The sequence below is a fragment of the Pseudomonas allii genome, from assembly GCF_055380095.1.
This window is the reverse complement of record NZ_AP039450.1, coordinates 1,055,495-1,067,701: the sequence shown is the minus strand read 5'-3', so window position 1 is coordinate 1,067,701 and position 12,207 is coordinate 1,055,495. Positions and strand designations below refer to the sequence as shown.

At 62.1% G+C, this 12,207-nt stretch carries 10 protein-coding genes; 1 reads left to right on the top strand and 9 read right to left on the bottom strand.

All coding sequences use genetic code 11. The annotated features are described in order from the left end of the window. Positions 1-44 precede the first annotated feature (44 nt). The gene (locus tag ACZ445_RS04785; RefSeq protein WP_058422949.1) at positions 45-1,538 is read left to right on the top strand and encodes a GGDEF domain-containing protein; all 1,494 of its coding nucleotides are present in this window, start codon (positions 45-47) and stop codon (positions 1,536-1,538) included. Between the two features lie 194 nt (positions 1,539-1,732). On the opposite strand, the gene lpxC is transcribed toward ACZ445_RS04785, so the two are convergent. The 9 genes from lpxC to murD all read right to left on the bottom strand — a co-directional run bounded on the left by lpxC (position 1,733) and on the right by murD (position 12,205). Next, the gene (gene lpxC, locus ACZ445_RS04780; protein ID WP_003171886.1) at positions 1,733-2,644 is read right to left on the bottom strand and encodes a UDP-3-O-acyl-N-acetylglucosamine deacetylase; all 912 of its coding nucleotides are present in this window, start codon (positions 2,642-2,644) and stop codon (positions 1,733-1,735) included. Between the two features lie 112 nt (positions 2,645-2,756). Further along, positions 2,757-3,962 carry a cell division protein FtsZ gene (gene ftsZ / locus ACZ445_RS04775; protein ID WP_017526184.1) on the bottom strand — a complete coding sequence of 402 codons (1,206 nt, stop codon included), beginning with the start codon at positions 3,960-3,962 and terminating at the stop codon, positions 2,757-2,759. A 73-nt stretch (positions 3,963-4,035) separates the two neighbouring features. After that, entirely contained in the window at positions 4,036-5,298 is a 1,263-nt protein-coding gene (ftsA, locus tag ACZ445_RS04770; RefSeq protein ID WP_010213031.1) for a cell division protein FtsA, read from the bottom strand. A 15-nt stretch (positions 5,299-5,313) separates the two neighbouring features. Then, positions 5,314-6,183 (bottom strand): cell division protein FtsQ/DivIB, encoded by an 870-nt coding sequence (locus tag ACZ445_RS04765; RefSeq protein WP_058422950.1) that lies wholly within the window; start codon positions 6,181-6,183, stop codon positions 5,314-5,316. Between the two features lie 4 nt (positions 6,184-6,187). Next, entirely contained in the window at positions 6,188-7,144 is a 957-nt protein-coding gene (locus ACZ445_RS04760) for a D-alanine--D-alanine ligase (RefSeq protein WP_058422951.1), read from the bottom strand. Then, positions 7,141-8,586 carry a UDP-N-acetylmuramate--L-alanine ligase gene (gene murC, locus ACZ445_RS04755; RefSeq protein ID WP_464704825.1) on the bottom strand — a complete coding sequence of 482 codons (1,446 nt, stop codon included), beginning with the start codon at positions 8,584-8,586 and terminating at the stop codon, positions 7,141-7,143. Before murC ends, ACZ445_RS04760 begins: the two co-directional genes overlap by 4 nt. Beyond that, entirely contained in the window at positions 8,579-9,649 is a 1,071-nt protein-coding gene (gene murG / locus ACZ445_RS04750) for an undecaprenyldiphospho-muramoylpentapeptide beta-N-acetylglucosaminyltransferase (protein ID WP_464704824.1), read from the bottom strand. The genes murC and murG overlap by 8 nt, the downstream gene beginning before the upstream one ends. Next, a complete protein-coding gene (gene ftsW / locus ACZ445_RS04745) occupies positions 9,639-10,862 on the bottom strand; it encodes a putative lipid II flippase FtsW (RefSeq protein ID WP_058422954.1) in 1,224 nt (407 codons plus the stop codon). The genes murG and ftsW overlap by 11 nt, the downstream gene beginning before the upstream one ends. Continuing rightward, positions 10,859-12,205, bottom strand: a complete 1,347-nt coding sequence (gene murD / locus ACZ445_RS04740; protein ID WP_464704823.1) for a UDP-N-acetylmuramoyl-L-alanine--D-glutamate ligase — start codon at positions 12,203-12,205, stop codon at positions 10,859-10,861. Before murD ends, ftsW begins: the two co-directional genes overlap by 4 nt. Between the last annotated feature and the right edge of the window lie 2 nt (positions 12,206-12,207).

Genomic DNA, 12,207 nt, shown 5'->3' with positions numbered 1-12,207 from the left:
GGTAGAACTAAACTGCCAGCATCCTCACCGCTGAAGTCTGCCCGATGAGTCCACGCCCTGTTCGTACCTCACCCGCACACCCTGAGTTGTTACTGATCCTGGGCAGCGGGCTCAGCGTCGCCCTGATTGTGATCATTGTCGCGGTGCTGTTGATGCGCGAACACGCCAGCACGCTCGAAGCGGCCAAGCGGTCTACCACCAACATCGCCCAATTGATCAATGCCGACGTGCTGCGTAACGTCGAACTGTATGACATGGCGCTCAACGGTCTGATTGCGGCCACGCAACGCGAAGACTTGTCCCAAGTTGCCGCCAATATCCAGCACCTGGTGCAGTTTGATTTGTCCACGGCGGCGCCTTTCAAAGGCGAGGTCCTGCTGCTGGACACCACCGGTACGGTTATCGCCGACTCCTCCACGCTGCGGCCCACGCCACGTAATTTTGCCAGCCGCGATTATTTCCAGGTGCATGCCAAGGACGCCAACGCCGGCTTGTTTATCAGTCGGCCGTTCAAGGTCCGTTGCGACTGCGACCAGGTCTGGCGCATGGCATTCAGTCGACGTGTGTCAGGCTCCAAGGGAGAGTTTGCCGGCGTGGCGGTTGCGACCATGCGCCTGGCGTATTTCGATCAGCTCTTCAACACCCTGACCATCGGCAACGGCAGCAGCGTCAACCTGCTGAGCAGGAATGGCATTCTCCTGGCCCAGCAGCCGCTGCTCGAACGCGACATGATCGACAAGGACCTCAGTGACCGACCCAACTTCAAGCGAATACTGCGTGACGGAAGCGGCAGCTTTCAGGCGATCTCTGCCATCAGTGGCAAAGAACGCCTGTATACCTTTACCAATGTCGGTGAACTGCCGCTGATCGTGGTCGTGGCGCTGTCCAGCGAGGACGTATTCGCGCCCTGGAGTCGCGTGGCACTGCTGACCAGTAGTGCAACCGGAGTGCTCTGTGCCGGTTTGTTGTGGCTGACCTGGATGCTACGCCGGGAACTGCGACGGCGGCGGCGCGCTGAACGGGTACTGTCAGAACTGGCAGCCACCGATGCGTTGACGGGCCTGGCCAACCGCCGCGTGCTGGACGAACGCCTGCGCCTGGAGTGGGACCGCGCCCAACGCTCGACCGAGCCGCTCACGGTGCTGATGATCGATGTGGACCACTTCAAGGCGTTCAACGACCGTCATGGTCATCATGGCGGCGATGAGGCACTACGTAACGTGGCCCAAGTGATCGGTACCAACATCCGCCGCCCGGCCGACTTGGCGGCACGCTATGGCGGTGAAGAGTTTGCAGTGGTGCTGCCGGTGACCGATGCCAAGGGTGCTTCGGTGATCGCCGAGCATATCCGCAGCGGTGTCGAGCACTTGCCGCGAGTGGAGGGTGATGAGCAGCCGATTACGGTGAGTATTGGCATGAGTACGTGGGACAAGCGCAGTCGCCAGTCGCTGGAGGCGTTGCTGCTGAGTGCGGACCAGGCGCTGTATGAGGCCAAGCACAGCGGAAGAAACCGCATTGTCGATTCCGCAACCCTCTAAATAATAAACCCGACCTAATGTGGGAGGGGGCTTGCCCCCGATGGCGGTGCATCAGTGACAAATGCCTGGCCTGACCCGCTGCAATCGGGGGCAAGCCCCCTCCCACCCCTGAACCGAGGCAGAGTCAGAAAAAGTGGGCATAAAAAAAGGCCACCCGAAGGCAGCCTTTAAAACTAAAGAAAGAGAGTTGTTACTTACACCGCCGCAACGGGACGCATGTAAGAGATCGGTGCGGTGCTGGCATCTTCGAAGGTCACGACTTCCCAAGCGTCTGTCTGCTCAATCAACTTGCGCAGCAGCTGGTTGTTAAGGGCGTGGCCCGACTTGAAGCCTTTGAACTCGCCTATCAGGCTATTGCCCAGCAGGTAGAGGTCACCGATTGCATCGAGGATCTTGTGCTTCACGAATTCGTCTTCGTAGCGAAGGCCGTCTTCGTTCAGGACACCATCCGCGTCGACCACAATGGCGTTTTCAACGCTGCCGCCGAGTGCGAGGTTGTGCTTGCGCAGGTACTCGATGTCACTCATGAAACCAAATGTACGGGCGCGGCTGACTTCTTTTACGAACGAAGTGCTGGAAAAATCCACGCTTGCACTTTGGGTGCGGTCACGGAATACCGGGTGATCGAAATCGATCTCAAAGCTCACTTTAAAGCCTTCGAACGGGACGAAGGTGGCGCGCTTGTCGCCGTCTTCTACTGTCACTTCCCGCAGAATGCGAATGAACTTCTTGGCTGCGTCCTGTTCTTCCAGGCCGGCAGATTGAATCAAGAATACGAAGGGTCCAGCGCTGCCATCCATGATCGGGACTTCGGACGCGGAGAGCTCGACGTAGGCGTTATCGATGCCCAGGCCAGCCATGGCCGAGAGCAAGTGCTCCACCGTGTCCACTTTGACGTCACCGTTGACCAATGTGGTCGACATAGTGGTTTCGCCAACGTTTTCCGCGCGAGCAGGAATCTGCACCACAGGGTCCAGGTCGGCACGCACAAACACGATGCCGGTGTCGACAGGTGCAGGCTTGAGGGTCAGGTATACCTTCTCCCCGGAGTGCAGACCTACACCTGTGGCACGAATAATATTCTTCAGGGTGCGTTGTTTAATCATGGCTTGGACCGCTTCAGCGCAAATTGCGAACTGGTATCAACAAAGGCTGGCGATAATAGCAGACCAGACCTTTGCTGAACACCAATCACCTTCATAGCCCTGATACATTCCATTAATCGGCCTGACGACGCAGGAATGCCGGGATGTCCAGGTAGTCCAGGTCATCTTGCGGATTCGGGCTACGGGACGCCGCAGCACCGGCCTGAGCCTGGTTGCGCATCACGGTCGGACGGTCCAGGTCACGGTAGTTCACCGACGGCAGTTCCTGGCGCGAAGGCGCTGGAGCAGCAGCCGCTTGGCTGGCGTGGCTGGCCTGGCTGTTGTGCAGGGTGTTGTCGATGACCTTCACAGGCTTCTCGATTTTCGCGCCCAGGCCGGTCGCAACCACGGTCACGTGCAGCTCGTCGCGCATGTCCGGATCGATAACGGTACCGACCTTGACCATGGCGTGCTCGGAAGCGAAGGCTTCGATGATGCTACCCACGTCGGAGTACTCACCCAGGGACAGGTCAGGACCGGCGGTGATGTTCACCAGGATGCCGCGTGCGCCTTGCAGGTTCACGTCTTCCAGCAACGGGTTGCGGATGGCCGCTTCAGTGGCTTCACGTGCACGGTTCGGACCGCTGGCGCAGCCAGTGCCCATCATCGCCATGCCCATTTCGCTCATCACGGTACGCACGTCGGCAAAGTCGACGTTGATCATGCCTGGGCGCTTGATGATGTCGGAGATACCGCGAACGGCACCGGCCAGTACATCGTCAGCCTTGGCGAAAGCGGACAGCAGGCTTGCGTCCTTGCCCAGGATGGTCAGCAGCTTCTCGTTGGGGATGGTGATCAACGAGTCGACGCTTTCAGACAGCAGGCGGATGCCTTCGTCGGCGATCTGCATGCGCTTGCGACCTTCGAACGGGAACGGACGGGTCACGACAGCAACCGTCAGAATGCCCATTTCCTTGGCCACTTCGGCAATGATCGGCGCAGCACCGGTACCAGTACCGCCGCCCATGCCGGTGGTGATGAACACCATGTTGGTGCCTTGCAGCACTTCAGCGATACGCTCGCGGTCTTCCAGCGCGGCTTGACGGCCGACTTCCGGGTTGGCGCCAGCGCCGAGGCCCTTGGTCACCGCAGTGCCCAATTGCAGGATGGTCCGCGCGCCGATGCTTTTCAGCGCCTGGGCATCAGTGTTGGCGCAGATGAATTCAACGCCTTCAATGTTGCTCTTGACCATATGGTTGACAGCGTTGCCGCCGCCACCGCCGACACCGATCACTTTGATGACCGGGCTTGCGGGGATGTTGTCTACGAGTTCGAACATGTTCCCTCTCCTTTCATTTCTCTAGTTTTTTCGCCTACTGCTTACAACGGTGTTGCGGTGTCGCGGTAAATCGTTAGAAGTTGCCCTTGACCCATGCCTGCAAGCGCTCGAACAACGGCGCCTTGGCCTCGTCGTCGCTGCGGTAGCTGTCACGGTTGCTCGGGCCCGACAGGGAAATGCCGTCGGTCTGCTTTTGCAGCCCGTACAACAGCAAGCCCACGCCGGTGGAATAAATCGGGTTGCGTACCACGTCGCCCAGGCCCTTCACGCCATGGGGCACACCCAGACGGACCGGCATGTGGAAGATTTCCTCGGCCAGTTCGACCGCGCCTTCCATTTTCGAGGTACCACCGGTCAGCACGATGCCGGCCGGGATCAAATCTTCGTAGCCGCTGCGACGCAGTTCAGCCTGGATCAGGGTGAACAGCTCGTCGTAGCGTGGCTCGACCACTTCGGCCAGGGCCTGGCGCGACAGTTCGCGCGGTGGACGATCGCCCACGCTCGGCACCTTGATGGTCTCGCCGGCACCGGCCAGCTTGGCCAGGGCGCAGGCGTAGCGGATCTTGATTTCTTCGGCGTACTGGGTCGGTGTACGCAACGCCATGGCGATGTCGTTGGTCACCTGGTCACCGGCAATCGGGATCACGGCGGTGTGACGGATCGCACCCTCGGTGAAGATCGCGATGTCGGTGGTGCCGCCGCCGATATCGACCAGGCACACGCCCAGCTCTTTTTCGTCGTCGGTCAGTACCGAGTAGGCCGAGGCCAACTGCTCGAGAATGATGTCGTCGATTTCCAGGCCGCAGCGACGCACGCATTTTTCGATGTTCTGTGCAGCGTTGACGGCGCAGGTCACTACGTGGACCTTGGCTTCCAGGCGTACGCCCGACATGCCCAGGGGCTCGCGCACGCCTTCCTGGTTGTCGATCACGTAGTCCTGCGGCAGGGTATGCAGCACGCGCTGGTCAGCCGGGATCGCCACAGCCTGGGCGGCGTCGAGCACGCGCTCGAGGTCGGCCGAGCTGACTTCGCGGTCGCGGATCGCCACGATGCCGTGGGAGTTCAGGCTGCGGATATGGTTACCCGCCACGCCGACGAACGCCGAGTGGATCCGGCAACCGGCCATCAGCTGCGCTTCTTCGATGGCGCGCTGGATCGATTGCACGGTGGACTCGATGTTCACCACCACGCCCTTCTTCAGGCCCCGGGACGGATGCGTGCCAATACCGACGATTTCGATGACACCGTCTTCCCCGACCTCGCCCACCAGCGCCACCACCTTGGAGGTGCCGATATCGAGACCGACGATCATTTTGCCGCTTTGCACGTTTGCCATGGGTCCTGCCTCTTCTTAATTCTTCGCGACAGCGGGTTGCGCTGCCGTGGGCGCTGCCGGTTCACGCCAGCCGACGGCAAGGCCGTTGGCGTAACGCAGGTCGACGCTCGCAATGTTCGTAATCTGTTCTTTCAAGGTCTTGTCGTAGATGGCAATGAAACGGCGCATCTTTTCCACCAAGCGGTCGCGTCCCAGCAACAACTGGATGCCCGGGCCGGAACTGCCTGCCCCGGTCGTCAAAAACCAGCTGCCCCGTTCACGCAGTTCCAGGCGTGCAATGGAGAAGCCCAATGGCCGCAGCATCTGGCTCAAGGCCTGGTACTGCTGCATCACTTGCTGCTGCGCCCGCTGCGGCCCGAAGAGCTGCGGCAGGTGCTCGTAGTTGGCCAGCTCACGCGGGGTGAACGCCTGGCCCTGGTTGTTCAACAGCGCTTCGTCACCCCAACGGGCCACGGGCAGTTGCTCTTCCAGGCGGATCGTCACCTGGTCCGGCCATACGCGGCGGACTTCGGCGTGGGCGATCCACGGCATCTGTTCCAGCTCCGAGCGCATGCCGGCCAGGTCGATGGTAAAGAAGCTCGCCGCCAGGTACGGGCCGATGCGCTGCTGTACCGCTTGCTGGCTGATGTAGCTCAAGTCGCCCTGCACGCTGATCTTGGTGATCGGCCGGTCGGCATACGGCAACAGACGCTGTGCGCCCTCGTAGGTTCCGAAGCCCAGCACCACTAGCAGTACCGGCCAGTACAGCGCCTTGAGGAAACCAAAGTTGGCTTTCGGCAGGCGCGCCGACATCGGCTCTTTAGCCACCATTCGGCTGGCACCCCGTGGCACCGGCTTGCGGCTCGGTGCTTGTGGGGGCTGATGACGAAGCGATGCGCCTTTCATGTCCTTAGCCTCGTTGCTCAATGCTTGCAGCCAGGATCGCCAGCACCAGTTGCTGGAAATCCAGGCCCGCAGCGCGAGCGGCCATAGGTACCAGGCTGTGGTCGGTCATGCCCGGTGCGGTATTGACTTCCAGGAACCAGAAACTCCCTTGGTCATCCTGCATCACGTCTGCCCGCGCCCAACCGGCGATACCCAGCGCCTCACAGGCTTTCGCCGTGAGGTCCATCAATTCCTGTTCCTTGGCTGCGTCGAGGCCGCACGGGATCCGGTACTGGGTATCGGAAGCCAGGTACTTGGCGTCGTAGTCGTAAAAGGTGTGGGGCGTGCCCAATGCGATAGGCGGCAATACCTGGCCACGCAGGGTGGCGATGGTGTACTCGGGACCCTGGATCCACTGTTCCACCAACACTTGCGAATCGTAGGTACTTGCCGCTTTCCATGCGTCGATCAATTCGGCGGCCGAGTTCACTTTGGCCATGCCGATACTGGAGCCTTCATGGGCAGGTTTGACGATCAAAGGCAGGCCCAGTTCCTTGGCTGCAGAAATACAATCGTCTTCGCTGCACAGCACACTATGACGCGGGGTCGGAATGCCCAGGCTGTGCCACACCTGCTTGGTGCGCAACTTGTCCATCGCCAGCGCCGAAGCCAGGATGCCGCTGCCGGTATAAGGGATGCCGGCACACTCCAGCAGGCCTTGCATGCTGCCGTCTTCACCGCCACGGCCGTGGAGGATGATGAAGGCGCGGTCGATCTTCTCGGCCTGCAGGCGGGCGAGGAAGTCATCGCCCACGTCGATACCGAACGCGTTCACGCCGGCACTTTGCAACGCTTCGAGCACGGCGTTGCCGGACTTGAGCGACACTTCGCGCTCGGCGCTCTTGCCGCCGAACAATACGGCTACGCGACCGAAGTCGGCAGGCGTGATCGTGGAAAACAGGGAGGCGTAGTCAGTGATCATTTCGCCGCTCCCTTTTTTGCCGCAAACAGCGGGCTCGCCAGCAATTTCGGCGCAAGGCCACCAATGTCACCGGCGCCCTGGCACAGCAGGATGTCGCCGGCACGCAGCAGCGGCTTGACGATTGGCGCCAGGTCCACGCCACGCTCGATGTAGATCGGGTCCAACTGGCCACGCTGACGGATGCTGTTGCACAGCTTGCGGCTGTCGGCGCCCGGGATCGGTTCTTCACCGGCCGGGTAGACTTCCATCAACAACAGCACGTTGGCATCGGCCAGTACATTGACGAAATCGTCGTACAGGTCGCGGGTACGGCTGTAGCGGTGCGGCTGGTACACCATCACCAGGCGACGCTCCGGCCAGCCGCCACGCACGGCCTTGATCACGGCGGCGACTTCGGTCGGGTGGTGCCCGTAGTCGTCCACCAGCATCACGTTGCCGCCATCCACCGGCAGTTCGCCGTAGACCTGGAAGCGACGGCCCACGCCGGCAAAGCGCGACAGGCCTTCGACGATGGCTTCATCGCTGACGCCCTCGTCGGTGGCGATGCAGATGGTCGCCAAGGAATTGAGTACGTTGTGGTTGCCCGGCATGTTCACCGAGACGTCCAGCGGTTCACGGTCCGGACGCAGCACAGTGAAGAAGGTTTGCATGCCTTCCTGGCGCACATTGATCGCGCGCACGTCGGCGTCTTCGCTGAAGCCGTAGGTCACGGTCGGGCGCTTGACCAGCGGCAGGATTTCGCGCACCACCGGATCGTCCAGGCACACCACCGCCAGACCGTAGAACGGCAGGTTGTGCAGGAACTCGACGAAGGTTTTCTTCAGCTTGTTGAAGTCACCGCCGTAGGTCGCCATGTGATCGGCGTCGATGTTGGTGACCACGGCCACCAGCGGTTGCAAATGCAGGAAGCTCGCATCGCTTTCATCGGCTTCGGCGATCAGGTAGCGGCTGGTGCCGAGCTGGGCATTGGTGCCGGCCGCATTCAGGCGGCCACCGATGACGAACGTCGGGTCCAGGCCACCGGCGGCGAACACCGAGGCGATCAGACTGGTGGTGGTGGTTTTGCCGTGGGTACCGGCGACGGCGATACCATGGCGATAGCGCATCAGCTCGGCCAGCATCTCGGCGCGAGGCACCACGGGAATGCGGCGCTCAAGGGCAGTGGCCACTTCCGGGTTGGAGGTGTTCACGGCGCTGGACACCACCAGCACATCGGCCTCGGCGGCGTTCTCGGCACGGTGGCCGATAAAGATCTGCGCGCCGAACGACTTCAGGCGGTCGGTGACCGGCGACTCTTTCAAGTCGGAGCCGGACACCTGGTAGCCCAGGTTCAGCAGTACTTCGGCAATGCCGCACATGCCCACGCCGCCGATACCGACGAAGTGGATGCGACGGATGCGGCGCATTTCCGGTTGCGGCATGGCTTTCTGATTCTCAACCATGGGCCACCTCCAGGCAGATATCGACCACGGTGCGGGTTGCGTCAGGTTTGGCCAGGCGGCTTGCGGTGCTCGCCATGCTGTTGAGTCGTTCCGGTTGCATCAATACCTCGGTCAGGCGTGCGGCCAAGTCGGCGGCGCCAGTCGTTCTTTGCGGCAGCAGGACGGCAGCGCCCTCCCCGGCCAAATATTCAGCGTTGCGGGTCTGGTGATCGTCGATCGCATGGGGCAAAGGCACCAGCAAGGACGGCAGACCGGCGGCGGCCAGTTCACTGACGGTCAGCGCACCGGAGCGGCAGACCACCAGGTCGGCCCAGCCATAGGCATGGGCCATGTCTTTGATGAAGGGCTGTACGTTCGCCTCCACACCGGCCTCGCGATAGCGCGTGGCGGTGACTTCACCGTGGCTCTTGCCAGCCTGGTGGAAGATCTCTGGACGCATCTCCACAGGCAGTTGTGCCAGGGCTTCCGGCAGCAGTTTGTTCAAAGGCTCGGAGCCCAGGCTGCCGCCCATGACCAGCAGGTGCGCCTTGCGCCCGGCCAACGCTTCACGGGCGATGCCCATGAACAGTTCGGTACGCACCGGGTTGCCGGTGGTGCGCAACTTGTCCGATGCACTAAAGGTCTTCGGAAAGGCCTCGCACACCCGCGCCGCCAAGGGCACCAGCAGGCGGTTGGCCGTGCCGGCGACGGCGTTCTGTTCGTGCACGATCACCGGCACACCGGCGAGCTTGGCGGCGACGCCACCCGGGCCGGTCACATACCCACCAAAACCGAGCACACACACCGGCTTCAGTTCACGAATGATCTTGCGCGCCTGCCACACCGCCTTGAGCAACACGAACGGCGCCTTGAGCAGGGACAACTTGCCCTTGCCACGCAGCCCGGTGACGTTGATCAGGTGCAGCGGCACACCAGCATTCGGCACCAGCTCGTTTTCGATACCGCGCGGCGTACCCAGCCAGTGCACGGTGTAGCCACGGTTCTGGAATTCCCGCGCACAGGCCAGGGCCGGGAACACGTGGCCCCCGGTGCCGCCCGCCATGATCAGCACGTTAGCGCCCATGGGTCGGCTCCTCGGCGAAGTCGCTTTCGCTGAACTCCATCTCTTCGCTGCCCAGGTGAGTTCGACTCTCCCACTCGATGCGCAGCAACAAACCCAGGCACGCGCAGCAGATCACCAACGAACTGCCGCCATAACTGAGGAACGGCAAGGTCAGGCCCTTGGTCGGCAACAGGCCGACGTTCACACCGATATTGATCAGGAACTGGCCGATCCACAGGAACGACAAGCCGTACGCCACATAGGCGGCGAAATACTGTTTGGCCTTCTCGGCCCACAGGCCGATGTACATGCCGCGTACACACACGAACACAAACAGCGCGACCGTGCACAGCGAACCCACCACGCCGAGTTCTTCGGCGAGTACCGAGAATACGAAGTCGGTGTGCGCTTCCGGCAGGTAGAACTGCTTCTGCACACTGTTGCCCAGGCCTACACCCAGCCACTCGCCGCGACCGAAGGCGATCAGCGCCTGGGTCAACTGGTAGCCGGAGCCGAACTGGTCGGACCAGGGGTCGGTAAAGGTGATCAGACGGGCCATCCGATAGGGTTGTGCCTGCACCAGGACGGTCACGGCCGCCACGGCCAGCACCACCATCAAGGTGAAGCGGAACAGCCCCACACCGCCGAGGAACAGCATCGCCGCAGCAGCGCCCATCATCACGACGGTGGCACCGAAGTCGGGCTCCATCAGCAGCAGGCCAGCCATGGGCAGCAGCACGATGAACGGCTTGAAGAAACCCATCCAGCTCTCGCGCACTTCTTTCTGGCGGCGTACGAGGTAGCCGGCCAGGTAGATCACCACGAACACCTTGGCGATTTCCGACGGCTGCACGTTGAAGGCACCGAAGCCGATCCAGCGCATCGAACCGTTCACCTCGCGGCCGATGCCGGGCAGGATCACCATGATCAGCAAGCCGAACGCTCCGATCAGCATCAGCCAGCCCAGGCGTTGCCAGGTGGCGATGGGGATCATCATGGTGACGATGCACGCGCCGAGGCCGATCACCAGATACACCAGGTGACGGATCATCATGTACAGGGTATTGCCCGACTGCACGGCGGCCACTTCGGACGACGCCGAGGTGATCATCACCAGGCCCAGGCCCAGCAGCGCCAGGCAACCTGCCAGCATCGGGAAATCGAGGTCGATACCGCGCCCGGTGATGATCGGCGAGGGGTACGGCTTGATAATGTTTCTAAAGTTGATGCTCATGCCAAGGCCTCCACGGCGCGGGCGAACAGCTGGCCGCGCTCTTCGTAGTTCTTGAACATGTCGAAACTGGCGCAGGCTGGCGACAGCAGCACCGCATCGCCCGGCTGGGCCAGGGCTTTACATTGCGCAATGGCGTCGTCCAGGGACGTAGCGCGCACTTGCGGTACAGCGTCACCGAGGGCGACGGCAATCAGATCGGAATCACGGCCCATCAGCACCACGGCGCGGCAATGTTCAGCCACCGGGCCTTTAAGGTCCTTGAAGTCGGCACCCTTGCCGTCGCCACCGGCGATCAGCACCAGCTTGCCGTCGATATCGGCGCCAAGGCCCTCGATGGCTGCCAGGGCTGCACCGACGTTGGTGGCCTTGGAATCGTTGTAATAGCTGACGCCATCAAGGTCGCGCACCCACTGGCAGCGATGCTCGAGGCCGCCAAAGCTGCGCAGCGCCGAGAGCATGGCGTCAAATGGCAGGCCGACGGCATGCCCCAGCGCCAAAGCCGCCAGGGCGTTGGACTGGTTATGGGCGCCACGAATTTTCAGCTCGCGCACCGGCATCAGGTTCTGGAATTCGAAGGCGAGGTATTTCTCGCCGCTCTCTTCGCGGATGCCGAAGGCTTTGAAATCGGGTTTGCCGAGGCCGAAGGTCCAGCAGGGCAGGCCCTCGCCCATCAGCGGACGGCTCAGGGCATCCTGGCGGTTGACCACCACTTGCCGTGCGCCACGGAAGATCCGGTGCTTGGCCAGGTGGTACGCCGGCAGGCCGCTGTAGCGGTCCATGTGGTCCTCACTCACGTTCAACACGGTTGCCACTTCGGCACCCAGGTCGTGGGTGGTTTCCAACTGGAAGCTCGACAGCTCCATCACGTACAGCTCGATGTCGTCGCTGAGCAAGTCCAGCGCGGGTGTACCGAGGTTGCCGCCCACGGCCACACGCTTGCCGGCCGCAGCCGCCATCTCGCCGACCAGGGTGGTCACGGTGCTTTTCGCGTTGGAGCCGCTGATGGCCACGATCGGCGCCTTGGCATTACGGGCGAACAGGTCGATATCGCCGGACAGCTTCACGCCACGGGCAGCGGCGGCTTGCAGGGCCGGCGTCGCCAGGGCCAGGCCAGGGCTCACGTAGAGCTCATCGGCACGGCACAGAAACTCGACATCCAGCTCGCCACAACGCACTTCCACGTGCGGGTAGTCACGGCGCAGCGTGACCAGCTCCGGTGGATTTTCCCGCGTATCGGCCACGGCAAACGACGTGCCCCGGTTCGCCAGGAAGCGAACCAGGGACATGCCGCTCTTGCCGAGGCCGACAACGATGCGGAAGTGGTCTGAAGCGATCAGGGACACTC